Source organism: Phormidium tenue FACHB-1052 (assembly GCF_014696675.1).
Lineage (GTDB): Bacteria > Cyanobacteriota > Cyanobacteriia > Phormidesmidales > Phormidesmidaceae > Nodosilinea > Nodosilinea tenuis_A.
On record NZ_JACJQN010000015.1, the window covers coordinates 19,655 to 43,714 of the forward strand.

General features: G+C 51.0%; 27 protein-coding genes and 1 pseudogene. 12 read left to right on the top strand and 16 right to left on the bottom strand.

Annotated features, from left to right (window positions below):
- Positions 1–10: 10 nt before the first annotated feature.
- The 4 genes from H6G07_RS19015 to H6G07_RS19030 all read right to left on the bottom strand — a co-directional run bounded on the left by H6G07_RS19015 (position 11) and on the right by H6G07_RS19030 (position 4,121).
- Complete coding sequence (locus tag H6G07_RS19015; protein WP_171973057.1) at positions 11–1,147, bottom strand: aKG-HExxH-type peptide beta-hydroxylase; 1,137 nt, start codon at positions 1,145–1,147, stop codon at positions 11–13.
- Positions 1,140–2,351, bottom strand: a complete 1,212-nt coding sequence (locus tag H6G07_RS19020; RefSeq protein ID WP_073609717.1) for a radical SAM protein — start codon at positions 2,349–2,351, stop codon at positions 1,140–1,142. Before H6G07_RS19020 ends, H6G07_RS19015 begins: the two co-directional genes overlap by 8 nt.
- Positions 2,326–3,396, bottom strand: coding sequence for an aKG-HExxH-type peptide beta-hydroxylase (locus H6G07_RS19025; RefSeq protein WP_084173353.1), 1,071 nt, complete (start codon positions 3,394–3,396; stop codon positions 2,326–2,328). The genes H6G07_RS19020 and H6G07_RS19025 overlap by 26 nt, the downstream gene beginning before the upstream one ends.
- Positions 3,397–3,833: 437 nt before the next feature.
- The gene (locus H6G07_RS19030; RefSeq protein WP_073609719.1) at positions 3,834–4,121 is read right to left on the bottom strand and encodes a hypothetical protein; all 288 of its coding nucleotides are present in this window, start codon (positions 4,119–4,121) and stop codon (positions 3,834–3,836) included.
- 480 nt (positions 4,122–4,601) lie between these two features.
- Between H6G07_RS19030 and H6G07_RS19035 the strand changes: the two genes are divergently transcribed.
- The 4 genes and pseudogenes from H6G07_RS19035 to H6G07_RS19050 all read left to right on the top strand — a co-directional run bounded on the left by H6G07_RS19035 (position 4,602) and on the right by H6G07_RS19050 (position 6,967).
- A complete protein-coding gene (locus H6G07_RS19035) occupies positions 4,602–4,772 on the top strand; it encodes a hypothetical protein (protein ID WP_171973058.1) in 171 nt (56 codons plus the stop codon).
- Positions 4,773–5,250: 478 nt separating this feature from the next.
- Positions 5,251–5,709, top strand: a pseudogene (locus H6G07_RS19040) (IS630 family transposase); the annotation flags it as partial.
- A 164-nt stretch (positions 5,710–5,873) separates the two neighbouring features.
- A complete protein-coding gene (locus H6G07_RS19045) occupies positions 5,874–6,308 on the top strand; it encodes a hypothetical protein (RefSeq protein WP_139297111.1) in 435 nt (144 codons plus the stop codon).
- Positions 6,309–6,748: 440 nt separating this feature from the next.
- Positions 6,749–6,967, top strand: coding sequence for a hypothetical protein (locus H6G07_RS19050; RefSeq protein ID WP_073609721.1), 219 nt, complete (start codon positions 6,749–6,751; stop codon positions 6,965–6,967).
- A gap of 383 nt (positions 6,968–7,350) precedes the next feature.
- On the opposite strand, the gene H6G07_RS19055 is transcribed toward H6G07_RS19050, so the two are convergent.
- Complete coding sequence (locus H6G07_RS19055) at positions 7,351–8,949, bottom strand: hypothetical protein (RefSeq protein WP_073609723.1); 1,599 nt, start codon at positions 8,947–8,949, stop codon at positions 7,351–7,353.
- Between the two features lie 497 nt (positions 8,950–9,446).
- On the opposite strand from H6G07_RS19055, the gene H6G07_RS19060 reads away from it, so the two are divergent.
- Positions 9,447–9,809: a hypothetical protein gene (locus tag H6G07_RS19060; RefSeq protein ID WP_073609724.1), complete on the top strand. Its 363-nt coding sequence runs from the start codon at positions 9,447–9,449 to the stop codon at positions 9,807–9,809.
- 616 nt (positions 9,810–10,425) lie between these two features.
- On the opposite strand, the gene H6G07_RS19065 is transcribed toward H6G07_RS19060, so the two are convergent.
- Positions 10,426–10,806, bottom strand: coding sequence for a helix-turn-helix domain-containing protein (locus H6G07_RS19065; protein WP_199312245.1), 381 nt, complete (start codon positions 10,804–10,806; stop codon positions 10,426–10,428).
- A gap of 287 nt (positions 10,807–11,093) precedes the next feature.
- Here H6G07_RS19065 and H6G07_RS19070 point away from each other — a divergent pair, with 287 nt between their 5' ends.
- Both H6G07_RS19070 and H6G07_RS19075 read left to right on the top strand, forming a co-directional pair.
- Positions 11,094–11,507 (top strand): DUF192 domain-containing protein, encoded by a 414-nt coding sequence (locus H6G07_RS19070; RefSeq protein WP_073609840.1) that lies wholly within the window; start codon positions 11,094–11,096, stop codon positions 11,505–11,507.
- Between the two features lie 342 nt (positions 11,508–11,849).
- Positions 11,850–12,593, top strand: a complete 744-nt coding sequence (locus H6G07_RS19075; RefSeq protein ID WP_073609726.1) for a response regulator transcription factor — start codon at positions 11,850–11,852, stop codon at positions 12,591–12,593.
- A 332-nt stretch (positions 12,594–12,925) separates the two neighbouring features.
- Here the strand turns inward: H6G07_RS19075 and H6G07_RS27140 are convergent, their stop codons facing one another.
- On the bottom strand, positions 12,926–12,997 hold the full coding sequence (locus H6G07_RS27140; protein WP_073609841.1) for a hypothetical protein: 72 nt from the start codon (positions 12,995–12,997) through the stop codon (positions 12,926–12,928).
- Positions 12,998–14,120: 1,123 nt separating this feature from the next.
- Between H6G07_RS27140 and H6G07_RS19085 the strand changes: the two genes are divergently transcribed.
- Positions 14,121–14,372, top strand: coding sequence for a hypothetical protein (locus H6G07_RS19085; RefSeq protein WP_073609728.1), 252 nt, complete (start codon positions 14,121–14,123; stop codon positions 14,370–14,372).
- A 146-nt stretch (positions 14,373–14,518) separates the two neighbouring features.
- On the opposite strand, the gene H6G07_RS19090 is transcribed toward H6G07_RS19085, so the two are convergent.
- The 8 genes from H6G07_RS19090 to H6G07_RS19125 all read right to left on the bottom strand — a co-directional run bounded on the left by H6G07_RS19090 (position 14,519) and on the right by H6G07_RS19125 (position 19,876).
- The gene (locus H6G07_RS19090) at positions 14,519–14,806 is read right to left on the bottom strand and encodes a hypothetical protein (protein WP_073609729.1); all 288 of its coding nucleotides are present in this window, start codon (positions 14,804–14,806) and stop codon (positions 14,519–14,521) included.
- 264 nt (positions 14,807–15,070) lie between these two features.
- Entirely contained in the window at positions 15,071–16,198 is a 1,128-nt protein-coding gene (locus tag H6G07_RS19095) for a peptidoglycan DD-metalloendopeptidase family protein (RefSeq protein ID WP_139297112.1), read from the bottom strand.
- On the bottom strand, positions 16,182–16,604 hold the full coding sequence (locus H6G07_RS19100; RefSeq protein ID WP_073609731.1) for a hypothetical protein: 423 nt from the start codon (positions 16,602–16,604) through the stop codon (positions 16,182–16,184). Before H6G07_RS19100 ends, H6G07_RS19095 begins: the two co-directional genes overlap by 17 nt.
- A 2-nt stretch (positions 16,605–16,606) precedes the next feature.
- Positions 16,607–17,155, bottom strand: coding sequence for a hypothetical protein (locus H6G07_RS19105; RefSeq protein WP_073609732.1), 549 nt, complete (start codon positions 17,153–17,155; stop codon positions 16,607–16,609).
- The gene (locus tag H6G07_RS19110; RefSeq protein ID WP_073609733.1) at positions 17,155–18,417 is read right to left on the bottom strand and encodes a hypothetical protein; all 1,263 of its coding nucleotides are present in this window, start codon (positions 18,415–18,417) and stop codon (positions 17,155–17,157) included. Before H6G07_RS19110 ends, H6G07_RS19105 begins: the two co-directional genes overlap by 1 nt.
- The gene (locus H6G07_RS19115; protein WP_073609734.1) at positions 18,414–18,647 is read right to left on the bottom strand and encodes a hypothetical protein; all 234 of its coding nucleotides are present in this window, start codon (positions 18,645–18,647) and stop codon (positions 18,414–18,416) included. Before H6G07_RS19115 ends, H6G07_RS19110 begins: the two co-directional genes overlap by 4 nt.
- Positions 18,631–19,293 (bottom strand): hypothetical protein, encoded by a 663-nt coding sequence (locus H6G07_RS19120; protein WP_073609735.1) that lies wholly within the window; start codon positions 19,291–19,293, stop codon positions 18,631–18,633. Before H6G07_RS19120 ends, H6G07_RS19115 begins: the two co-directional genes overlap by 17 nt.
- 64 nt (positions 19,294–19,357) lie before the next feature.
- The gene (locus H6G07_RS19125; RefSeq protein WP_073609736.1) at positions 19,358–19,876 is read right to left on the bottom strand and encodes a hypothetical protein; all 519 of its coding nucleotides are present in this window, start codon (positions 19,874–19,876) and stop codon (positions 19,358–19,360) included.
- 200 nt (positions 19,877–20,076) lie between these two features.
- Here H6G07_RS19125 and H6G07_RS19130 point away from each other — a divergent pair, with 200 nt between their 5' ends.
- The gene (locus H6G07_RS19130; protein WP_199312247.1) at positions 20,077–20,265 is read left to right on the top strand and encodes a ribbon-helix-helix domain-containing protein; all 189 of its coding nucleotides are present in this window, start codon (positions 20,077–20,079) and stop codon (positions 20,263–20,265) included.
- 248 nt (positions 20,266–20,513) lie between these two features.
- Here the strand turns inward: H6G07_RS19130 and H6G07_RS19135 are convergent, their stop codons facing one another.
- A complete protein-coding gene (locus H6G07_RS19135; protein WP_073609737.1) occupies positions 20,514–21,584 on the bottom strand; it encodes a PDDEXK nuclease domain-containing protein in 1,071 nt (356 codons plus the stop codon).
- 626 nt (positions 21,585–22,210) lie between these two features.
- On the opposite strand from H6G07_RS19135, the gene H6G07_RS19140 reads away from it, so the two are divergent.
- The 3 genes from H6G07_RS19140 to H6G07_RS19150 all read left to right on the top strand — a co-directional run bounded on the left by H6G07_RS19140 (position 22,211) and on the right by H6G07_RS19150 (position 24,060).
- Positions 22,211–22,384 (top strand): tyrosine-type recombinase/integrase, encoded by a 174-nt coding sequence (locus H6G07_RS19140; protein WP_199312249.1) that lies wholly within the window; start codon positions 22,211–22,213, stop codon positions 22,382–22,384.
- Between the two features lie 133 nt (positions 22,385–22,517).
- A complete protein-coding gene (locus H6G07_RS19145) occupies positions 22,518–23,495 on the top strand; it encodes a hypothetical protein (RefSeq protein ID WP_073609738.1) in 978 nt (325 codons plus the stop codon).
- Positions 23,488–24,060: a hypothetical protein gene (locus H6G07_RS19150; protein ID WP_073609739.1), complete on the top strand. Its 573-nt coding sequence runs from the start codon at positions 23,488–23,490 to the stop codon at positions 24,058–24,060. The genes H6G07_RS19145 and H6G07_RS19150 overlap by 8 nt, the downstream gene beginning before the upstream one ends.

A 24,060-nucleotide genomic window follows, 5' to 3' on the forward strand; every position in this document is an offset into this window, starting at 1 on the left:
ATAATGAAATTTATAGAATTTCCATCAGTGCAGTTTTTATTTGGTCTTGCATAGCATCAATAACCTGCCTCACAGATGGATCTACCCGTTTTTCCCACTCACCAATTTCTCCAATAAGTTTCGGCCCAACAAAGCCTGTAGACGATCGAGCTAGGAGTGATCGCACACGTCTTTCAGGAAAAACTTCAAAGGCTTGGCTCCAAAAATGAGTGAGTCCATACCAAACAAAGCAAGCCTGCAAAAATGGACGAATAGGAAGAGGGTTCCCTGTCCAGGGGGATCGTATTCGCGGGGTCGGATCATACATTTCTTCATCCATGACCCAAGGCTCAAGATCCTCTTGCATGTAAAGTAATGAATGTATGGCCTCATGAACAATTGCATCTGCAATATCTGCTTCATCTACCGTGGGTATGTGTGGATTACTAATAACGCTTCGACCCACGAAATATCCGTTTGATCCAGATGAAAACGGCTCTTTTGGATCTGGTTGCAATATCAACACCTTAGTGAACAAAGTGACAAAGGAGAGCATGTATGGGCTAACTGCTGAAATGCCTACGCATGCCTTGCGGACACGTTCTAGCACAAGCTCAAGTTCCTCCACAGCAAACGGTTCTCGCGCTTCGTCGATCTCAAAGCGTTGACCAGAGATGTCCAAATAGCGGCTCTGTCTGCTCCCGACATCGAGCCACAACCCAGCAACACGAGGCGTCTGCACACACTGGCCGTTGATATACACGACGAAATCGCCCCGCGCGGAGCATAGTTCCTCTTCTACCGGCATCATGTTACCTGCCCGGATACGCTCTACGAGAATTGCCTTGCGCAGATACTCAGCTGCATCATTCTCTGTAGCAGGTCGACGCGGAAGCAGTCGAAAAGTGCACTCTGGAGCCAATAGAATGCTCTCGATAACTGGCTCAGAGAGAGAAGAAAGCTGTTCTGTTAAGGCTGTAGCTAGTGCTGGGGTTTTCGTTGCGACGCTGGCCAGTCGTAACTCTAGACATGCATACACAAAAGCAAGCCAACGTTCATGAATGGCGGCAAGCGTATCGTGCTTATTTTGCCATTGAAGTACCATCAGCATATCGAGAATAGAAGCGTGTTTGTTAGCTTCTTTAGTTGGTACCGAATACTCAGTCAATGACGGACTCAAGGACATTGCTCACCTCTGGTATGCAAAGAGCTTTGCGACGCAAAAGAGTCTCCTCAACAGGTACATTAAGAAGCTGACGCAGCTTAGCAAAAATCAATTTCATGTCTTCACACCACACAGTTGGATTGTCGAATCCTTGTTCTCTAGAAAATCTATGAGGTAAATAACCACCAGCACACGTTAACTTCTCAGGACATGATTCACATGCTGAGGGCAAATCGATACCTTTGAACATGATTTGCTCGTGCATTGGACTTTGCTCGGCAATGGACGAAAAATCATGATTTTGTACGTTGAGACCAGTCATTGAAAGGTTCTCTCCGCATACGCGAAGCACATCTAATCCTTCTATGCAACCATCGGCCTCAACAAAGACGTACTGGTAAAGAGGATTGCCAAGGAAATCGATCTGTGTTGTTCCTCCTAAGATCACCCGTGCAACATTCCAGAAGATACTGACCAAGACATCGGATGTATCGTTTGCCCACCAGTGTTCAAGTATAGGCAGTAAATAGTCTGCACATGGCGTAGCGCCAAAAGCTTCTCGAATTGGTGCAATTGTGTCGTGGGTAAAGTCAGGGAGAAGATAATTAATTCTCTTAACACCCTGACCGACAAAATATCTGTGTACATCCAATCCTCTAGTTCCAAATTGAATTACACACAGAACCTGTACAGGAATTTTTCGTGTGCCGAGAATAGATAGCGCACGCTCGACTTGGTTATGTGAGCCTTTTCCATTGTGGTCTAACCGAAAACGATCGTGTATTGAACTTGGTCCGTCTAGGCTAAGCCCAACCGAAACACCGTATTGCGAGATTAGATCAGCCCATTCTTCGTCGACTAGCACACCATTTGTCTGTAAGGAAATCTCTACAGGGCATACCTCTTTTAATTCCTTTTGGATCGTACGGCAAAAAGCTGCAAAACGTTCCTTTCCTATCAGCAATGGTTCACCACCATGCAAAGTGACGCGCACAGTCTGTTGTCCGGATCTGAGGCAGTGTCGTCGAATCCGCTCAACTGCAGCATCGAATACTTCATTAGACATCACGTGTGGACGTTTTATCCAACTTGTGTCTCCCTTATTATAAACGTAGCAATAACTGCAATTTAGGTTGCAGCGAGATGTTACTTTAATAATAAACTGAAGTTCTGATACGTGATTAGCGAAGACTGTATTTGAGAACATAGCTGGTACTTTCAAAAATTTTAATTCCTAAGGAAGTGAGTGCAATTGATTGAGAAAGCAATGTACGCTCAGCTTCCAAGGCAAGGAGCACTATCTGTTCATGTTCATCTGAAATGATTTTATGTTTGCTAAACAACCCTAAATCGAGCACATCACGATAGAGACACGCTATAAATGCAAGTGCATGATAGGCAAGAAGAATACCCCGCAGCGGTCGAGGCTCGGAGCGCAGCGGTGACTCATAACGCCTATCATGCGCAGGATCAACGAGAGGTGATGCCAACTCATATCTATATAAGTAGAGATGCGCCGCTTCGTGTACTAGGGCTTCTAGCACTTGAAGTTCGGACTGGCAATCACACTCCACAAGTCCAGGCAGCCTCGGAGACGAACCGCTTCGAAATGATTCGGAGTCTTGCGCATGCAATGGAATGATGATGCGCACTGCTTCACTAAGCCATCTCGCACATTTTTGATGCTTAGTATGGAGCAAGTCTAAAGCACGCACCAAGTGTAGTAAGTCTGCTTGTAATTGCTTTTGCTCGGACATACTAGTTGGTGGTTGAGATGCCCAGCTAGATTCAATCTCTTCGCCTATAGATTCACACCAAACATCTGGGGATAAAATGTTTTGAGTGCCATACTTGGTCAGCTCCTTTAAGACAGCATTACCACGCTCAATGTTAACGGCTTTACTACCAACCCACACTTGCATTGGTTCAACAATCAAAGCTCTATCATCATAGTCAGCACAATTAATAGCTACCCACACTGCTAACTGCAAATCTCTCTGCGGTGCGGAGACCTCTGTAAAAATTGCACTTATGCACGGATGCCAAAGCCAGTTCGCACCATCGTTTGCTGCTTGCTTAAGTGATTGTTTGAGTAAGGAATTGTCGAGAGCAAAAGATGGATGGGCAACCCATCTGTCGATATGTGAAATGAGCAAACGTGTGTACTTAGCGCCATAGGGCATCCATTCCCAAGGCGAATCATACAAAGATGAAATATAATCAAAAGCATCAACATCAGCAGTGCAAGGCATTCATCCGGCCTCCATTCCTAATTGATATTTAGGGCAGCTCTTTTAGAAGCCACACTTAACCAAACCACTCTCTCAAAATTTGGGAGATGAGAGGTGATTTGGTCAATGCACAACAGATTTATTTCATCTACTATTTCACCGTCCGTAATCCATTCTGGCAATGCCGAATGCATGTTAGAAATTAGTGGTCAAAATTGGTAAAAGTTTTGTAAGATTTGGTTTTCAAAACCTGATTTCTTGAAATTCGGTGAAAACTATTTTTAGAGCTTTCACCGAACATCAAACTCATGAACTATAAAGACGTGTTGGAAATAGTTTCAAGACACCTGAAACCTGTACCAGTCTCAGCTTCTAGTAACTTTAGTACGAAGCCACTGAAAGCTTTTCAAGTAAAGGAATTCGAAGTTTTTGGGCTTATTTCCGAATAGTTAATAGTTCTATTGTTGCCCACGTATTGCAGAAAGACGTTCAACAAAGGACTTAAATTTTACATCGTCCAATTCAACCGCGCTATTTATGACCGTTTCTTCAAGCTCCTTGAATGACGAAGTTGAACGACTGAAGAGTATCCCGCGTGAGAACGCTGCGGCTGACCCACCGGGAGAAATCGGACCTGTTATCAACTCTTTTTCAATGTTGGCCTTCAAAGCCTCTGAGACACGTGCGCGTGCCTCCGGTGTAAGATTAGACAATTGCTTCAATTGTTTCGAAATGTCGTCTGCCATATATAACCTCTGATTTCATGAGTATTTGCAGGCATGACTTATGAAGAAAGCCTTTGATTTTCAGGAAGAACTGAAGAGCACTAGATCCGACAACAACAGCTAAGCCTTCTGAAAATAATCAGACGATACTAAGCTGTTCCTGTGTTCAAAGATTAAATCATTAGGCTCACAATTCATTTGTATAGAACATAAAATTTAATATTTTTAGATCCTCGCTTAATAGCGTTACCGTATCAAGGTATACCTTCTATAAAAGGATAGATGAATTGTTAAACTTAAGATGGTGTGGTAGTAATTGAATCAAGCGTTTCGGCATATCCACAGGCTTTGAATGTCACAAAGTCTTGCGCGTCAACTGAGTCAGATAATGCCTCAATTGCGTTTTTTCACTTTCTACTCAAGTCATATGGGTCGGGTGCATCCCAATTATATGATGAGTATCAATTCTTACTTTTTAGATGGCAGTACGAGAGCTAGGCTTTGGGCATCATTCACTCGACCGGCGATCCCATAGACACATCTAAACAAGCCCGCCAGAAAGACTTCACGGAGGAGTTAGCCGCATTGCTTTATGGCGAGACCGATCCAGAAGAGGTGAAAACCCTAGAGGGAACTGAGAAAGCGGTTCGTGGCAGGGTTGATTCATTGTAGGAAACGAAAAATCTGGTCAACCTGGTTAGTGAGCTGCCGTAGGGCGGAAGTTACCGAGCTATAGCTGTTGGGAGGCGTTTCGCGCCTTTGCCGAGCAGCCCCGTCACAAAACCCACGCTGAGATGGCGGAGTGCTGGCCCGGTCCGATGAGTCAACAAACCATCTCACGGGGCTTGGATGTCATCCACTGGACGCGAAAAAAAAGACCTACGGCTATCGCCAGAGAGGTGAGCAAAAGCGGCAGGCGTTCATAGCTCAAGTCCCAGAGCCTAAAGCCCGACATCTAGTCTCAGTGGATCACAAAGTTTCGTAGAGTCCTTACCTATAGGGCATTAGGCCGATTATCTTCCATCCCGAGAACTGCGATGTACAAGCCTTGCAGGCGTTAAATAACGCCACCAATTCTGTCGCATGTCTAACAAAGGCAGCAAGGCAAGGGCTTAAACCTCTATGATTTCGTTGGTTTGTGATCTACTGAGTCTACGTGGATGAGTCGGGAATGGATGAGCGTGATGCCTATGGATATGGCTATGCCCCTGCGGGTGAGCGGTGCTATGACCTTAAATCCGGACGACGCTAGGGACGTGTCAATATGATCGCCGGGTATCGAGGGCATCAACTCATTGCTCCGTTTACCGTCGAAGGGGCTTGTAATCGTACTGTCTTTGAAACCTGGTTGGAGACCGGTTTGATTCCGCAGTTGTGCCCTGGAGACTGGGTTGTGCTCGATAATGCCACCTTTCACCACGGCGGACGCATTGCCGAATTGATTGAAGCGGTAGGCTGTGAGGTGGTTTATCTCCCACCCTATTCCCCTGACCTCAATCGCATTGAAAAGTGCTGGGGGTGGTTGAAAAGCCGGATTCGAAAAGCTCTCCCCCATGACGATGGTTTGCGGGCTGCAATCGAGGCCGTTCTTAAGCAAGCTGCGTCCTAACCTAAGTGGCTATAGATATAGAACACTGCGAGGCCCATATCGCCCATACCGACAATAACTACCTGCCGTTCTTGCACCGCTTTTACAAGAGCCACCGAGCCACCCTATTTCGTTTCCTCGAGGTGGTGCCTCTGCAGTCCAGTACTCACAATCAACATCTAGAGATGGCCATTCGGTTTATACGGCACCATCGCACATCCCGCAGCACCTGGCTGGATGTTCCAACCGCTGAGACGAACGAGCAGGCTACGGCCTCCCCCTCTGAAGCCCTGGATCTGTCCTGGATTCCGGCCAAATGGTTGAAACTGGTCACGGGACAGGCCTCTTCCCAACGGTCAGTGCCTCCAAAACAACTGCACCGCCAACAGTTTGAGCTGTGCGTCTTCTCCCATATCTTGCTGGAACTGCAATCGGGAGACCTCTATATTGCTGGCAGTGCCGAGTACGGAGACTATTACAGCCAGTTGGTGACCTGGGAAGAGTATCACGCTCAGATCGATGAGTACGGTCAGCAGGTGAATTTGGGGTATGGCACCGATTCGTGTAAAAATGGGCCATATCTTCTGAAAGCCTTGTTAATAGAGAAGTTCAGGGGTTAGAAATAGCCTGTTCCAGAGCAGCTTGAGGACTTTTGGTTGGAATCGGGACGTCATAGTGGGTGGTGAGACGCAGCCCTATGGATAAGATTGGCTGATGGTCCTGAAGGGAGCCAAAAGTTGCCGGCGCGCGCAACTCGACTAGTTGCCTCCCGGCGCAACTACTCTGTGCCCATTCTTAGCCTTAAGCCGATCGCACCCTTCCAAGCAATTGCTCCAATCAGGGGCGTAGCACTGGCGACCTAGCCAAAGTGCTGATTCCTTCGGAAAGCGCCTGGAGAATTTGAAATCCCTGGGGGAGATCACTGAGTTGAAGATGCAGTAGTGGCAATTGCCCGATGGAGTGGCTTCTCAATTCCCGTCTTCTATCTCCCATCTTAGGTATAGATAATGGGAAATTTGTTGTTTCCGGGCATCCTATAGGGAACTGTCTGGGGTGCAGAATGAAAGATGCTCGACCAATTACACCAACTACCGTTCGGCCTCTACGGGTGCTGGGGGCTATCGCTGCTGGTGCTGCCCTAATCGTAGTGGGCACCTTCCTGGTGGTCGAGGGTGGCCACCGCTACCAGCTTTGGCGGGCTGGAGATGTCTGGTGTGCCACGATGGAGCCGGATGGTACGATTACCCAGTCCTTTGGGGCTGAGAACTGCGGGTACTGATGGTTAAGCTTGAGTGCTGCCAATACTGCGACTTCTACGCCCATAGCTCTTATATGGTCTGTGGCATTCATCCTACTGGGGTCGGGGGCAACTATTGTGTAGACTTCAGAGCAGCCTCAATTGAGGCTGTTGTACCTGACGATCTCTCAGACTGGTGCGGCGACAGGTGGCAGCCACAGGGGGCTAGTTATTACGGTGATGAACTAATTCTAGAGCCATTGCAACGACGATCGCTGGAGCAGCGACTGGTGCTGCTGGACAGCCACCCACTATTTACAGGTCGATGTCCACAGTGCGAGAAGGGCATTAAAGCGATTGCTGGCCAAATCCATTACGACTGTGAGAATTGCGGATGGATAGATGACTCGGTGTAGATCGTATTCTTAGCCCTGGGCATCGACTCTCTCTAGCCTGAGCCAGTAAAGCAGCACAAATAATTCTTCATCGAACAGCTCGGCCATGCGTGAGCGGCCATCAAATTTTTCAGACAAGAATCCCTTGAGCCGCTCCATGGACCATCCAAGTTGCCTCACACTCGACTGTATGGCGGCATAGCATTCATCAAAAGGAATAGGAATATGGTTGTTTTTAGGGGCTGTGGGCTGGGGAAAACTAAAATCTCCCCCCCGCACCCCCCCATCTGGAGAAAAAGAATTTTTAAAGCCAGCCTCAGGGCCACCACACTTCATACCCCCCCCTGTGGTCTGTAACACTGTCTGATTGCAAGGGTTTTCAGCCTCAGAGATCGCGTTACCCAAGCTCTCTCGATCAATGTCTGTGGGCTCTACGCCTTGGTCTGCAACCGTTACAGGTGCTTTTTCGGGATGCCATAGGTCGGTATTCCGATAGAGAGTTTGTAAGCTGCTGCGAGCTGCGTTGGCGATCGCAGCAGCCAGACTTCTGATACTTGGGAATTCGAGATCTTTTAGGGCGGCTACGGCCTGGGCGATGCGATCGCGGGCATCGAGCTGGCGCAGGGTATTTTCCCCACCGGGTAGCCGCTGGCCGCGACGGGTACCTATCGGCCAGTAGTAGCCTTCGACCGACCTGGCCCAGTGCCTCGCCTTTGAGCGGATCTCGTTTTGATGGTGGCAATGCTCTTGAAATCCTGGCGATCGTATCGCCAGTTCAACGATGCGATCGACTAATGCTGTGCCGGAGAGCCTCTCAAATACATGGCTCCGGGTAGCGATCGACTTCAGTAGTCGATTCGTCTGCCCGGAGCCTGTCCAGCCCTCCCGGATTTCGATATCGAGGTCATCTTTCCACTCTTGGGCCTGCGGAGAGAGTGATCGCCGGTTGGACTCCTGCTTGCGTGACTCCCTGGCGTGAGGGGCTGAGAGCAACAGCATCTCCAGGTCTTGCCCTTGGGTTGCCCATGCCCATTGCGCAAAGAATGTCGAGAGAGAATCGCCCTGGGGTTCGAGGTCGTCGGTTAGGAGCCAGCTGCCCGACTGAGGTTGTAGCGGTAGCCGGTGGCCGTTGTACTCCACAAATTGATCGACCCCAAAGGTTTTGGGGTTAGGGAACACCTCTAGATGTCCCTTCTCTAGGATGAATCCCTGGGCCTTTAAGCATTGGGTAATGATGCAGGCCAGATCAAAGGTTTTGATGGCCTCGGGCAGAGGGATGTAGAGATGCAATCCGCCGCGATGGCTGGAGCGCACTAAGACTGTTCGATTCAGGCCAACGGTTTCGAGGGCACCTCGAATGTCTGCGATCGCAGAGGGTGTGCAATAGCGTCCACCTGCGTCCAGGTCGAGCATCCCGTAGCGGGTTGTATGACCAAAGCGAATTCCCACCAACACTGTGGGATCGTTCCATTGTTCCCAGAGCACTCGGGGGCGTAGCTGATGCTTTAGGGTGCGCCACCGGGCTGGCACAACATTAGGGCTCTCTAGGGATTCCCAAAGATAGTCGCCAAATAAATTGATGAAATGCTGACCCACCTTGGAGTGGGGCAGAAGGACTGAGTCCGCCATTGGATTCTAGGATGTTTAGATGAGCTGATTTCCTGTGTGGCGAAGGAAAGCTCAACTAAAAATCCAGAAAGCGTTGCTACAAATCCAAGGTAGCTGCTATCATGATATCAGTTTAGATTCCTTCGCTTCCCTTTCTGTTTGGAGACGTCTGGGGCAAGGATATTGTTAAGACTCCTGATTTGCGGTCGGGGGTCTTAATTCTTTTAAATGGGTTCTACTTTTTTAACCTCAAGAAACTTTATCGAAAGTCTGAAGACTACTGAGATCTTACACGAAAACCCCTGATTTGATCCTTTACAAGAACACATATCAGTAGAGAAGGTTTGAATCTTGATCCCAACCCTTGATTCACTACGACGCCAGCAACCTTTGCACTTTCGGTAATTTTTAACAGAATAGCTGAATTTCCGTGTATTTTCGGAATATTCCATTTCTGCTGCATTTTACTGATGAACCCCAGGTACGGTCATCGAGTTGGGATTCGAGAGGCTCTACGCATGACACTCGAAAAATTCGAGGTTAATGCGCAGGAACTATCGGTGCGGGCACGCGTATCACCAGCCACTTTGTCAGAGTTTCGCAACGACCGCAGGGAGATAAACACCTCATCCTTGCAACGTATCCTAAATGAATTGGATCCCGAGGCTTTTGTATACTGGCTGGATATAATGCGAGAATCTGAGACCATGATCAGCACGGCTAAATCGGATCCATATCATGCTGAACTTCATTCAGATGCTCTTCTCGCTTTAGTAGACACCTATGCTAGGAGGTGCACCACCGATGAGCAACTGGCTCTGCTCAGGGTCATTTATTTAGCCTGTGACGCTAACCCCAACCTTAAATTAGACGAAGGTTAGTAGGGGCGTTGATGATTCGATTCAAAGGAATCGTTGAGCATACCCGTTTTTAGCGCCCCTTTGACAACCAATCTGCCGAGTTATTGTTGCCCTATGCGGCCATCATAGAGATTTGCTCCGCCGTAGGCACACGCATGACACCCAGGGTGGACGGATATCTTATGTCTCCAACGACTGAGACAGCTCCTCATTCAGAAAGACCACAACCAGAAACCATTCGTGCAAAAAGGTCGTCAGTAGTCAGTAACCGATAAGTTGAAACTCTGAGGTTCGCCTATTAGGCACTGAACAAGATTATGGACAGCATAGTAAATGCTTAATGGCACAACAAAGGTCAAAGCATTTATATTCTACCTATAGATATTTGCCTGGAAATGCGGAACCCCAATCTAGCAGGCCTGCTACACGAAATCTCACAACTGCCTGTAGCCGACCGACAGCGCCTCGTAGTTGAGCTAGTCCGTCAATGCAATCTATCCATTGTCGTTAGTCCAGAGCCAAGGGGCGATGCTCCCTTGAGAGTAGTTAATAGCCTAGATGCCACCTCTGTATTGTCGCTTGCTGTAGGAGACAACTATGACTCATGCAGGTGCCACTCGGACGCAGAGCCAAGGCGCTAAGCGTGCTCTAGCGCCTTGGCTCTGCCTTCTACGATCGCGCCTAAAACCTCCTGGAATTGAGCTGTACTACACATCTGTGCATACTCCCTGATTCCCGACAGCACTAGCAAGAGACGTGCATTTTCATCTACTGGCACACTTCCGTAGTGCCCTAGCAGTTGCAGTAGATGCGCCCTAGCCTCATCAGGGAGCGCTGTCCTAATCGCATCAATATCCGTAGTTCGCAAATCTGAAGAACCACTGAGGAACTTTGAAATGCTGCTCTCAGGAACACCAGACTTAGCCGACAGTTCAGAGGCCCGAATCGCATACTCCTCCATTACTGCCCTGAGCACGTCCCGCAGAGGGATCACTCGTACATCTGTAGATGCCGCCATACTCAGCCTCATGTGCTAATTCACTACAGACTTCAATCATATCAACAATATATCCATGAGCACTTGTCATGACAACTTGCAAGCAATAAATCCGGATTTATAGGCTGTAACTGCTCTTGGAGTGAGAGGCGATCGCAACGTTTAGCTATCGGCGTGAAAAAGATAGCATAGTCTCAACTGCCTGCATTCTTACCAAAATGGCCCTACAGCATTCCCTAGCAAGGATTGATAAAAACCTACTGATCACTTGCTCTATCCTGGCCCTGGGTATTGGATGGCTAGTATTAATGCCATTGGGGCCATGGAGTGCCATCCGAGACCCAGCTCCGACTCATTACTTTGAGATAAGCGGGAAGCAGATTCTGCTAGAGACTGCTGTGACTGACCAGGAGAAGAGGCAGGGGCTGAAGGGACGCAGTAGCCTCCCCATGAACCGTGGCATGCTGTTCACGGTTAACCCTGACCAAGAAGTTCAACTGTGGATGTCTGGTGTTCGGTTTCCGCTGGATATGGTTTTTTTACGCAACGAAAGAGTGTCCACTGTACTTAGTAACGTGCCTCCTTGCACTACATCTCCCAGTGATTGCCCGATCTATACCTCAGGGGGCATTGTCGATAGTGTGATTGAGTTGGCCGCTGGAACTGCTGACTCCCTATCTCTAGCCGAAGGCAGCACGATCAAAATCCTTGAGCTGGATTAGCGTCTAAATTTTGTGCTGGTCATGTGATGACAATCCACAAGCAATAAATCCGGATTTATAGGCTTTAACAGTTTTGGGGCGAGAGGCGATCGCAACCTTGAGCTAGATTTAGCGTCTGAATTTCAGTCGGGCATGTGATGGCAGTTCCCAGGTAATAAATCCGGATTTATAAGCTGTAACCGTTCTTGGTAGGTGAAGGTGAGCCAGCGAAACCACTGGTGCTGAGTTTAAACGTCCCTATGGGGGCTTGGAATGCGATCGGGATATCCATGCGGCGACTGCCCGGATATTGCCCGACTTAGTTATTACTATGGCCGCAAATCACAAAGGAGACCAGAGCGAATGACCTCTGTACTGATTATTGAAGATGATGCGGATATGGCCGATACTATCCAGGCCTGTGTTCAGGTGGCAGGCTACACCAGCTATCTGGCTGAAACGGGTGAGCAGGGGATTGCGCTGTGCCCGCAGCTGGAGCCCGATATCATCGTTCTGGATTTGACGCTGCCCGATATGGATGGCATCGAGGTCTGTACCCATGTCCGGCGGCTGGAGCTGAGGCGCGACCCCTATATTCTGACGCTGACAGCGCGACGGGGGCAGACCGATGAAATTTTGGCCTTTGCCACCGGGGCCGATGACTACATGACTAAGCCCTTTAGCCCTGACATGTTTATCTTGCGGCTGCGGGCGCTGCTACGACGTGAGCTACGCCATATCGAAAATGCGGTCGGGGCCGATACGGTACTGATTCAGTATCAATATCTGCGGCTGCACCAGACCCATCGGCGGTGCAGTGTCCGGTCGTCGCTGACCGGCGATTGGGTTCCCCTGGAGCTAACGGCTTTGGAGTTTGATCTACTGGCAAAGCTGGTTCAACAGCCTGGACATATCTACTCCAGGTCAGAGCTATTTAAGGAAATTTGGGGGCGAGAACACCCTGGAGATGAGCACGGTACGGTCGATTCTTGCGTCTTTAGGCTGCGCAAAGAAATTCGCTCGAAGCTGCGGGTTCCGGAGGGTGTGAACCCGTTGGTCAAAACTGTGAGACGAGTGGGATACAAGTTCGAAGATTCGCTTGATTAAAGAAGCCTGCCCGCGATGGATTGATCGACTTCCTCGATTGGTTTGCGGCTGAAGTGGGTCTACACGCGAAAGGACAGCCAGCGAGTTCAGAATTGGCTCACATCGCGGGAGTCGGGCAAGCCCGCCTGCGCCGAATGGGGCTGGGAGGTATAGGAGAAAGATCCGCGGGGCTGCTACGGCTATCGGACAAACTATGTCTACTGAGGCCTCTTTGGCATGGAAACAGACGCATTGCCCGCAATGCTTTGGGTGCGATCGACATGGGCCGGTATTTGACCGTCGCCCAGAACTTCTCACGCTTTATCAAGTACTTACACTAAAAATTACACAACCTAATCCTCGTAGCCAAATAGGGTGTCAATATAGGTTCGATTTATCCTGCGATTGCTGGCTCCGTTCTGCATCAGGAATAAAGCAGTAGCGGCTGAGAACACCCATGGCCCGAATGCTGGGATTACTTACCGCAGTCAATCCCGATGTGCAGACCCAATGCTTTTCCTCAAACTCGAACATGCCGCGAATTTTGTCATTCGACAGGGTGTCACCTGAGTAAGTCTTGCCGAATGACATTATCTGCGCTCGGGTCACCACTCCGTAGACATCCTGATAGCTAAACTCGCTAGTCTCGTCGGGGCCACTATTATCCCCCAACGGCTTGGGTTCACTGCCGGGCTCCACCTTTGCCACCAAATACAAATCCGGATTTGTAAGGACGTTAACGATTGTCGGGGGGGCGACTTTGGTGGCGCTTTCGCTCAGCACAACGCCAATGTCGAGGGTGAGGTACTTGAAGCGCTTCCTTTCAACGAAACCCTGACAAGTATCGCCCTTTGGGTCTACACCCTTTACATAGTCACCAATCTGAAAGCTCTCCGACGCCTCAACGATTTTGTGCAGAGCCAGCACGTCGTCACCCTCTGCCTCCTAGAGCTTCCAAAGCGCCTCGTAGGTGCGAACGCTTTTTGGATAGTTGAATGAGTTTGAGACGTGATCGTGAGTCAGCTCGATTGCGAAGCTCGCCTGGCCTCTTTTCATCACCCGCCCCACTTGTCCCCAAATGGCGACAATCGCATCCTTCTTGGGCATCCCGCATCAGCTTTGTTGGCCTCGGTGAGGTAGTACAGTGCACCTCGAAGACTCATTTCCCCCGACTCCTGCTGAGTCTGTATCCATTTCTCCATCTGCTCCCATCGCTCCGAAATGCTGAGATAATTCCAGACGTGGCGATCGACGAAACGCCGTTGTTGCTCATTACTAGGCTGCGCCAAGAAACTCGAATAAAACTGTGGGTGCCGGAGGGGGTGAACCCGTTGCTAAAATAGGCTTATAGGTCGAATCGTAATTCGTTTCTTTTTCCAAATCAGCTCGGCGCTGGATGGCGAGTACCCTCTAGCGCTTTTCATGCCAAACTTGGTCATGGCCGAACAGGAAGGGCTGGCGACCAACCCCAGCGAAGGATGGTAAGACAAAATGACCCAATCCACTGATGAATGGGCACAACTTTAGGCCCGCATAACTGCTAATGAGGTGGAGCTGGCCACTCTGCGATCGGATATGACCCAGCGCTTTACTGAGCTAGAGGCCCGCGTTAGCTCCAACGAGAGCAGTATCGATCTGGCAGGGCTGCGCAACATAAGCACAGCGCGATCGCTTGCTGCTCACCAGGACAACGTCAGGGAGGTGATGGGGGAATTGGCTGATCGCATGGTGGCGTTGGTTTTAGACCTGCTGGGGCGCATTGAGGCGATCGAGCGTCGGCTCAATCGAGGGGGAGAATAGGCAGGTATACCTTTGAGCCACTACTAAAACCATCAGATCTTCACCGGGAGAGCGCTATCGAGGCAATTTGAAGCAGAAGTCGTTAATAAGCTTGTGGAAGTCCCGTCTCGTTAACGGAATGCGTTGGTAAGCTTTTAGGCTGACTTCTAAAACGGTTCGATTCCTAGGTCAAGCGCCTGCTGACACCATTGTTCGATGCTGTTCCGGTCGCCCTGGGCCACCAACTCGGTAAACTTGGCTTGGAGAAGCTCTAGTTGGCTCCCCCCTGCGAAAGGTCCATAGGCCCAAATGCGGAGGTATGCCGCTAGCGTTGCCTGTTCGGCACTGTCCAAGTGCTCTTCAGTGAGCAAGAATTTTTCAACGACGGGGGCCAGGTTGCCCGATACTTCGTCCTTCCAGTACACCAGGTTGCACATCGTTCCTACTTTCCCCATGTGATCTTCTGTGGTGCGTAATCATCTATTTCCACGTAAAGACTTGGAAAATACGATCGGACTCTCGCATCCGTAGCCCATCCGTCCACTCACTGCGATCGGTGCCCTTCCCGATGATCCCCAGTTGCAGCCTTGACTCCCCTGACACAGGAAAGCTGCCCATATGCTTCATGTAGGGCGCGACATCATTGGCTCTGCCCAGGCCATGGCGAACGTGATTCAGGTTGCGGAATTACAGGCAAGGGGCACCCCCTCGGCGAGGGACTACTTTTTCAAGTTCTGCTGCCTTAGCCGGTGAAACTTCTCCGCTGCGCTATCGGCATAGCTCTTAATCGACTCATAGCCCGCCTGGGGGCGAGTGTCGTGGGTCAGCTCAGGATTACCCGAGTACCACTCCGCCGCCACCCGCTTCACCGCCGTGTTCATATTGTGGCCCGCCTGAATCTGCCGCTGAAGCGCACTCTCCAGCTTGACCCCTACAATCTGCTGCTGAATCTCAGGGTTCTGCAAAAACTCCTGGGGCGACACATCGCGGCCCAACACATCGTAATCCCAGCCGCAGTTGCTCTTAGGTTTGCCGTCCCAGGAGCAATTGAGATTCTGCGGCATCACTTGCCCCAGACCCAGCGCCCCCGTGTCAGGGTTGACGGCAGTATGATCCCCACCCGACTCTTTAATGACGATCGCCTGGTAGAGCGCGATCGTATCCCCCAACCGCTCATTGGGCTTGCGACCATTGAGCGCCCAGACCAAGTAGCCCTTCTGCGGAGCCTGGGCCACACCGCCTTGTATCTGCTCCCAGTGCAGATGAGCGCCCGTGCTGCCACCCGTGTTACCCGTCTTGGCCACCACCGCCCCAGCCCGGTGCTCTCCCCCCTTGCAGTGGGACAAGTGAGCCGCCCTAAAGGTGATGTCGGGAAACGCCGAACTGGTCATATCCGCCACGGTGCCATAGCCCTTCGGGTCACTCCAGCAGCGCACCGACACCCGATCGCCCGCGTAGCCAATGGCATGAACCGACACCCCCTCAGGCGTCGGCAGGTCAATGCCCGAGTGCATCCGTATCTCTTGGTGGATGGGGTGCATCCGCAGGCCAAAGCCCGAGTTGACCGTGTAGCCTGCGATCACATCGCCCTTGCTGACGAGGGCCTTGAAGTCATCGTCATAGAACCCAGCCACCGCCTCCGCGACCGCGCTGACTTTCCTGAAGCGAGCCCCCCAGGTTTCATTCGTCTCCTGATCGACCATCACCCAGAGTGAGGTGGCGATCGCCCCCACGCAGCCCAGCTTGAGCACCAGCTCGCCCGCCTGCATCGCCGTGCCAATCACGTAGCGCCAGGTCGGGGGTAACTCCGACCAGTGGGGCTTGTAGTTTCTAACGGTTGAGCTCACTGTGGGTCACCTCCCCCTCCGTCACCGTCACATCAAGGGCCAGGCCATTGTCCAAAGCCCAGCGATAGATCCCGTTACCCAGGGCGCAGGCAGGTTGCCCCAACCACTCCAGGGCGATCGCCTCCGACTCCCCCACCAGTGCCTTGCGCAGCTCTGCCTTGGTGGCATCGAGGGCCACCGGGTCAGGGGCTACCGCCACACAGGCTTGCAGACGGGCATCCTCGCCAGACAGGCGATGCACCAGCTGCCACGCCGCAGGTTGGTGGGTGTTGACCCACGACCTCACCCCATAGATTGGGTTGTAGAACTGCCCCCGGCCCAGCTGCTTGAGGTCTAAAAACGCGGCCCCGACGAACAACGCCGCCAGGGCCAGCAGGTACCGGGTTCTGATTCGCCAGAACAGCATCGCTACTCCCCGACCTTCACCGCGCGAGTGTAGGGACGGGTTTCAATCGGCTGCCCCACCCGCTCCTCCCCGGTCAAGACCTTATGAGCGCTGCCCGCGATGCTCTGAGTCGGCACCACCAACATCGCCCCGAAGTTCGTCCCCGCCACCACCGGGTTCCAAATATCGCCCCCAGCTTTGACCGCCGAACCCTGGAGGACATTTAGCCCCGCCGATAGCACAAACAGCCCACCCCACACCGAGATAAAAGCTCCACCCATCGTTTGCAGGGGATGGTTCTTCAAACAGCTCAGAGCCGCCCGAATCACCGGGAACACGCTCCAGGGATCGGTGCTGGGAGTGATAACAAAGATCGGCTTGCGCTTGCCGCTGGTGGCATCGAACCAGCCACCATCCTGCACGTTAGAGCGCATGGCATTGCGTGGCGCGAGCTGGACACCGCTGCCCCGACCCGGTGAGGATAGCTGAGGCGTGATGTCAATAATTTGCCCGTCGATAATCTCAGGGCCATTGTTGCCGTTAGCGAGTTGATTGTTCTTGGAGCTAGCCATTAGGAATTTTCCTCAATGATGGATTTGATACGGTCAAACAAGTCACAGCCCTCCTGGTACTTGTGCCCCTGGTAGCCCAGCACCTCCTTGATCACCTTGGAGCGCGACATCCCCTGGGCCAGGGCGTTGGTTACCGCGATGATCAGGGGCAGATCTGGCCCCTGGGAGGCCTTTTGAAACTCGGTTCGGTTTGTAACCGATTCGGCTGTATGCGCTGCTGTGCCGTGGTTACCGCGAGTTAGGCCACCGGTTATCGAGGCCGAACTTAGTTCGGGCACTTCATAGGCCACCATCGGTAGCCATTCCTTGATTTCTGAGTGGTAAAAGACCGCCTGCTTGGGTGAGAACGATCGCTCAAAAATCACCTCATCCTCAATCGGTGGAATGCTGGTGTCAGACTTCCGCAAGCTCTCTAGATGGCTCTGGCTGCTGGGGCTCTGAATGGTGAGCAAATCAAACGTGGCTCTCATGCCACCGCTGACCCCAATATCGCCCACCAGCGACGACTGAGTAATGGCCCACAGCGCCCGGTCGTCCGTCTCCCCCGACGACAGCTCCATGGTGAGCTGCGACTTGAGGAACCCCTCGTACCAGGTTTTAAAAGCTGTCTTCATCATCGCCAGCTCGTCGATGATCAGCACCTTGGGGCGCTGAGGCAGCTGTCGCCAGGCGAAGATGAACCGCTGCATCTGCTCGCAGATGTCGTCAATGTCTTCCTTGGATTCCAACGAATCTGCCATGAACCCGAGCACGTTGTCGGCCTGCTCCCAGTAGCCGTGCTCCTTGGGGTGGTACTTAGGCTGAATCACCCACACCACTGCGCCCTGTTTCACCTGGGCCTGCCGGTAAGCGTGAGCCACCGTCAACCCCTTGCCGACCCGAGGGTTAGCCGAGATTAAGGTAGGCCGCATACGAGCGGCGAGAATAGCGGCAGGGTTGCCGACCCGGAAAGACTCGGTCGCACCAGCAAAAGGCACCTGCCCGTTCCAGCTCTGGGGCTCGGGTTGAATCTGAGGGCCTGCGATCGCCACCTTAGGCTGTTCTCCCCCCAAGGCCCAGGCCACCCCGCAACCGACGGCCACAGCTCCAAAGGCGATTGCTGCAGGCAGATAGGGATAGGTTTTCTCGTAGCGAATCTGAGCCCCATTGGCGAAGGCTTCCAGGTCAGCGGGGGTGAGATTGCTGGCAGGCCGTTGCAGACCACAGAACAGCCCCAGAGCCGCCGCTCCAACCGAGCCATAGAGCAAGTAATGCTGCTTCATCGAACTCCCCTCCCGAATCGCACCGCTACGGCTCGAACGGCTGACAGCACCAGCAGAAACACCCCCCAGCCCAGCAGCAGCGCGACCAGAAAATCCGCCAGTCGCGTCAAGACCATAATCAGGACGATGCCGGTTAGGGGGGCGATAATGGCGGTTTGGAGTAGATGCTCAGGCGTTGAACGCCACAGCAGAAACCAGATGAAATGGGTGTAGTTAATCGCGTACTTCATGGGCCTGCACCTCTTTAGACAAGGAGTGTTGCCGGTCGTGGTACTGCACCAGGTTCTCGATCGCGACCACCGCCAAGTTGGTCGGCGGGTCTTGGGGCAGGGCCGTCATCGACCGAGCTGCCTCCACGGCCTCAACTCGGAAGAGTGCCGCATTAGCCTGTCGCCAATCGCGATCGCCCTTGGCGGCATCTAACATCACCTGGGCATCGCGCTGGTAGCGGTTGAGGGGGCAGATAATCTGCTGCTGGTAACACGGGTCAGTGGGTTTTAGAACGTCCTGTTCCGCCTGCTGGCGGTAGCGATAGGCCTCATTGTTGAGCACCGACCGACCGACATCGGCCAGCACCAAACGGCTGTCTTCGTAGTTGCCGGAGAGCCGGTCTTGAGCCGCTGCCAACACGTTTTCGTAGTTGGGGGTGGGCAGTTCGCTCTGATAGGTGCCCTCGTCGCCCGTGCGACCAGACTGAGCAAAGGCGAAGGCAATACCGGAGATGGCCGCCACCGCGATGCCACCGGCAGCCCAGTAACGGCGGTTTTGCCACCAGGGAACGGGGGCCAGGTAGATGTTTTGAATAGGCGATGCACCGCCAACGACCTCGCGACGGTACGCGAGGGGGACGGCAGGGGGAGTGAATTTGGCTTCCATGATGGTTACAACCAGAGTTACGGCGTTAACAGGATGAAAACGGCGGTTATTAGGGCTAAACCCACTAACCAGTAGCGGTGGTATCGGGCGTGTCTACAACGACGCCCAGTTCCTTTCCCACGGTTTGTTGCAGTTGCGCGTGGGTGGACAGGGCAGTGTTCATCTCGGTAATGGCCATCTCGTGGCCCAGCTGGCGACCCGACTCAGCCGCCATGCCCAGCAGGGCGTTCCTAAAACTGGCCTGATTGCCCTTAAACGCGCCCAGCGCCTGGGTGAGCTGCTGCTGTTGCAGGTGGCGGCTGAGCTCGCTGTTGACGCCCCGAGTTGCCAACGGCGGAGGCGTGTAAACCGATAAACCACTGCCTAGAACCTCGACGTGCTGCGCAGGCTCGGTGGGCGGTTTATCAGGGATAAACAGAGTTTGAGCGATGCTGTCCTGTTCAGCCGGACTCAGCAGTGTGGGTAAACCCTTGCCCTGGGGAGTTCCCGAGATACCCAGGGCGGTCATCTTGCGCCCGATTTCGGTGTGGGACACCCCACAGACCTCGGCAAACTTGCGAATCGATAGTGGTTGACGTTCCACGTCGTTACACCTCTTGGTTACAGCTCGAAACTTCGGTAAACCAATGCTTTAGGCAGTTTGGTGGAACCTGGTTGTTCCAGTTGCGTTCCACCAATGGTTACAGTGATAGCATAAAGCTATCTAATCAGCTATAAATAAGCTATCTTTGTGGGTAATAAGTTACGGAGTAGCTAGCCAGTAGTAGGATCAAGGCGAAATTTATGGTCGTTTCTGTGTCTAAGCGCTACTTCATCACGCTGCCCGATGGCATAGCCGATGCCCTTGATCGATGGGCAGAATCGGAACGCAATAAGCCCAGTACGTTGGCTGCGTTCTTGGTGGAGGCTGCCGTCAGGGAAGCCGATGGACAGGGCAAGATTCCCCCAGCAACAGTAGAGGGCGACAAGTGAGCACTACTGTGACACGGCGAAACGTGCTGTTACCGACAGCAACGTCCGTGCGATCGAGGCATGCGCCGCTGTTGGGCCAGGTCAGATTGAGGCTTGGGCAGGGTGCGATCAAACTTGGTAACGGCCTCTCCATGCCAAGCATAGAGACCGCTTTGGATCTGGAGACAAGTACAGTGAGGCTCCAGCCGTGCTCAATTTTGATGAAGAGCAATTTGGCCAACAGTCTGTTGGTCAATTAGAGAACAGAGCTAATCTTCGGGAGACTGCTTTTCCTCGTCCTCTATCTCTTCAATAGCAGTATTCAGTTCCAGCTCAAACTGTTCTACCGTAGGCAAGCTGCTCTGAATATCTGGGGGAAGTTCCCCCTGGGTTTGAAAGGTTGAAACGCCAATTGGCTGCTGCGTTCCTTGGAGCGCATACTCCACTATAGTTTTGTCTTTGCTCCGGCAGAGAATAATGCCGATCGTCGGATCGTCGCGATCGCCCCGAAGTAGATTATCGACTGCAGCAACGTAGAAGCTCATTTGGCCTGAATGCTGCGGTTCAAACTCGCGCATTTTGAGATCTACCACCACATAGCAGTGGAGCTTGACGTGGTAGAAGAGGATGTCGAGTCGGTACTCCTTGCCACTGACGACGAGGGGATACTGACTGCCCAGAAATGAGAAGCCCATGCCGAGTTCGAGGAGAAAGTCGCGGATATGGTCCACGAGGCCCCGCTCCAAATCGCGCTCTTGAGCCTCTTCTGCCAGGGTGAGGAAGTCGAAGTTGTAAGGGTCTTTGACGAGCTGCTGGGCGAGGTCAGACTGAGGAGCAGGAAGGACTCGTTCGAAGTTAGTGACAGCGCCACCTAATCGGGCGAATAGATCGCTTTCAATCTGCATCACGAGAATGTCGCGGCTCCACCCGTTTTCTACTGCTTTGTGGGCGTACCACAATCGCGCTTGTTGCTCTTTTAGCTTGGTGAGGAGGGCGATGTTGTGACGCCAGGGCAATTGGCCAACGCTGCGTTGACCTATTTCTTCTTCGCTATACGCCTCGGCGAACGCCCTCATATATTTGAGGTTTGTCTGGGAAAAGCCGCTGATGTCTGGAAACTCCCGCTTCAAATCTTTAGCCAAGCGCTCAATGACCTTGCCACCCCAGCCTTGATCCTGTTGGCGGGTCAAGATTTCGTTACCAATCTGCCAGTAGAGATGAATGAGCTCCTGATTGACGGCGAGGGCTGCCTTGACCTGGGCCGTGCGGATGCGTGACTTGAGCCCATTGAGGAAATCAGCGTAGTTGTCGTCAGAGAAGAGGGAGGACTGTTTCGGCATGAGCAAGACTATAACAGGGCTTTAGTGATGCTTGATAGTTGGCCATCTGGCGTTGCTGAGCAGCAGTATGATTTCGCAAAAAAATGAACGAGATCCCAATACCTACAGAGATCGATTTATACCTAAAATCAGCAACTGCGCCTGGGCGATCGCCGCTATAGGCGTTGCTGATTTTAGGGTATCTGTTCCCTGCTGCCCAATGGACCCGAGCCACAGTGAAGCAGTACCGTATTCAGCGCCAAGCCAATGGCGACTATTACTTTGCGCGGGTTGTAGATCGGCCCCCCCGGCAGCACATCAGCACCTGATTGGTAGATAAGGCGTTGCGTCGGGCCTGTGACCTGCTGGGGCTTGAGGAGGTGAGTACGATCCTTGTCTAGGTGTTATTTAGCAGGAAAATAAAAAATCCCAATCCCCAAAACCTTTTGCACAAGAGGGTTAGCTGGAATAACAAACTGCATCTCAATCAGACTTCCTTGTCATCAAGAATGGTTTATTGAGAATTTTCCTGAAGGTTTTAGAAATTCTGGGCATTAGTTCAAGTGAACTATGAAGCTCCTGGTCATGACATAGCAACAGTTTCGTTTTTTCTCTGGTCTAAGAAAAACACCTAGACAACTATCGAGGTGAGTACACATACCTTTAGGCGATCGCTGGCCACCCATCTCTATGATGCAGGGGTGCCATTGCGGCAGATTATGGCGATTACGGGCCATGCGAGTTTGGCGTCGCTGACCAGCTGCCTGAACCTGGAGCAGCGGGCGGCGGGGGATGCGTTGTTGGGGTTCTTTGCGGAGTAGGGCGTTTAACCCAGCGGTATCTGGAGGTGTCGGGGGAGGAGAGGGTGGATGTGACTACGTAACTGTAGATCAACTCGCTATAGTAGGAGTCGGCGCTTTAGATAATTATTAATAAATCTAGGAACATTAAAAAATGCCAAGCTTATATTTGGTTCCCTATACAATCAGGATTAAGGATATAATTAATGGAAAATATATTAAACCTGGGGATCGAAATGAATGGGGTACAGACTTATTGGAAGTATTAAGTGCATATCTAGGTAATGACATTCCCACCTTGCCATTTAATCCAAAAGACAAAAATAAGAAAACTATTAGGTTAGAGTCATATACCCGAGAAGATAGAACGCTGTCGGGAATCTTAAAAGCTGGAGATTACGGTATTGAAGCAGATCTGCTTAATGTAGAAAATGATGAACCTACATACACGCGGCAAATGCTTGATGCTGAGCTTATACCTTATTTCTTCATGGTCAAGATTCCTACAAACACGTCTACTGGGATAGCGATTTTCCAAAGACTTGGCAATAGAGGCTTCAAAGATATTTTCGAGAAGGACTTTAGCAGTCATTTTGAGGGTAAGTTCTCAGGCCAGTACAAAATAGAAATTAATCCTTTAGTGCCTAGAGAGATAGTTAAACGCTACCTTGAAAATAGAATTGTTAAAATAAGACTTATCAAGTATAGATTCCCTAAAGAGGTTTCAGACGTAGATCTAACTGGAATACCTGAAGAAGAGCAGGGAGAAGCTGAGTTTAGCTTAAAGGCTCATCGTAATCGAGATCTGCCAAAACCATTGCTTGACAGATTCCGTAACAACGTAGACAAATTCTTGGGTGAAGATGATGTTTCTGTAGGAAGTCTTCTTGAAATCAAGAATTTTCAGGATTTTCAAGCAGACAATGTAAAAGTAGAAGTTAGAATCGGCACAAAATATAGAACCATCGATTTGTCCAACATAGATCACCTAAAGTTTTCTGAAGATGTTACAGACAAGGTAAGTACAAATCCTAAAACTGGTCATCCAGAGTTTTCTGAAATCAAAACTTCGGCAGAAGAATTCTTGACTGAATGTGCGGAAGCAATATGGGGTGAGGCCTCAAATGAGTGACGCTTTTTCTAAAATAAATATTCTAAAAATTGTTACTGATCACGTTTCAACGCTGAAGGATTTTGGTAGATCGAAAATTTCGAGATCCGATGTCTTTATTTTTTTTATTTTACCTTTCTTTTTGAGCGCACTACTGGTTTACTTTAAAGTAAACTTGAACAATGAATTGGCAAACTTATTGATAACTGTCTTTTCAATTTTTGCTGGTCTACTTTTCAATCTTCAAATTCTGATGTTTGATATTGTAGGTAAAGTTTCTGACGTTAAAGATTTGCCAAGCTCTCTTGTTAGCAGGCAAAGCCTCAGCAGGAGAATCTCGATTTTAGAAAGTGTTTCTCTAAATATTTCATTCGAGATTCTCCTGTGTATACTTGGTGTACTTGTTCTGGCAATCTCAACTCTCTCCAAAAGCTTAGCTTTCCAGATATTGTTTTCGCTCGTTGTCTTTTACATTGTCATTTTGTTTGCGTTAACCTTGGCAATGGTTCTCAAGCGAGTTCATGCGCTTCTCACTGATGAAATTGAAATTCAGAAGAGAAAAATCAAAAATATAAATAACGCTTAA

Excerpts from the sequence above, each read along its gene's own strand:
- H6G07_RS19020 (WP_073609717.1), bottom strand. The coding sequence starts at position 2,351 with ATGTTCTCAAATACAGTCTTCGCTAATCACGTATCAGAACTTCAGTTT.
- H6G07_RS19025 (WP_084173353.1), bottom strand. The coding sequence starts at position 3,396 with ATGCCTTGCACTGCTGATGTTGATGCTTTTGATTATATTTCATCTTTG.
- H6G07_RS19030 (WP_073609719.1), bottom strand. The coding sequence starts at position 4,121 with ATGGCAGACGACATTTCGAAACAATTGAAGCAATTGTCTAATCTTACA.
- H6G07_RS19045 (WP_139297111.1), top strand. The coding sequence starts at position 5,874 with ATGGCCATTCGGTTTATACGGCACCATCGCACATCCCGCAGCACCTGG.
- H6G07_RS19050 (WP_073609721.1), top strand. The coding sequence starts at position 6,749 with ATGAAAGATGCTCGACCAATTACACCAACTACCGTTCGGCCTCTACGG.
- H6G07_RS19055 (WP_073609723.1), bottom strand. The coding sequence starts at position 8,949 with ATGGCGGACTCAGTCCTTCTGCCCCACTCCAAGGTGGGTCAGCATTTC.
- H6G07_RS19060 (WP_073609724.1), top strand. The coding sequence starts at position 9,447 with ATGACACTCGAAAAATTCGAGGTTAATGCGCAGGAACTATCGGTGCGG.
- H6G07_RS19065 (WP_199312245.1), bottom strand. The coding sequence starts at position 10,806 with ATGGCGGCATCTACAGATGTACGAGTGATCCCTCTGCGGGACGTGCTC.
- H6G07_RS19070 (WP_073609840.1), top strand. The coding sequence starts at position 11,094 with ATGCCATTGGGGCCATGGAGTGCCATCCGAGACCCAGCTCCGACTCAT.
- H6G07_RS19075 (WP_073609726.1), top strand. The coding sequence starts at position 11,850 with ATGACCTCTGTACTGATTATTGAAGATGATGCGGATATGGCCGATACT.
- H6G07_RS19090 (WP_073609729.1), bottom strand. The coding sequence starts at position 14,806 with ATGGGGAAAGTAGGAACGATGTGCAACCTGGTGTACTGGAAGGACGAA.
- H6G07_RS19100 (WP_073609731.1), bottom strand. The coding sequence starts at position 16,604 with ATGCTGTTCTGGCGAATCAGAACCCGGTACCTGCTGGCCCTGGCGGCG.
- H6G07_RS19105 (WP_073609732.1), bottom strand. The coding sequence starts at position 17,155 with ATGGCTAGCTCCAAGAACAATCAACTCGCTAACGGCAACAATGGCCCT.
- H6G07_RS19110 (WP_073609733.1), bottom strand. The coding sequence starts at position 18,417 with ATGAAGCAGCATTACTTGCTCTATGGCTCGGTTGGAGCGGCGGCTCTG.
- H6G07_RS19115 (WP_073609734.1), bottom strand. The coding sequence starts at position 18,647 with ATGAAGTACGCGATTAACTACACCCATTTCATCTGGTTTCTGCTGTGG.
- H6G07_RS19120 (WP_073609735.1), bottom strand. The coding sequence starts at position 19,293 with ATGGAAGCCAAATTCACTCCCCCTGCCGTCCCCCTCGCGTACCGTCGC.
- H6G07_RS19130 (WP_199312247.1), top strand. The coding sequence starts at position 20,077 with ATGGTCGTTTCTGTGTCTAAGCGCTACTTCATCACGCTGCCCGATGGC.
- H6G07_RS19135 (WP_073609737.1), bottom strand. The coding sequence starts at position 21,584 with ATGCCGAAACAGTCCTCCCTCTTCTCTGACGACAACTACGCTGATTTC.
- H6G07_RS19145 (WP_073609738.1), top strand. The coding sequence starts at position 22,518 with ATGCCAAGCTTATATTTGGTTCCCTATACAATCAGGATTAAGGATATA.
- H6G07_RS19150 (WP_073609739.1), top strand. The coding sequence starts at position 23,488 with ATGAGTGACGCTTTTTCTAAAATAAATATTCTAAAAATTGTTACTGAT.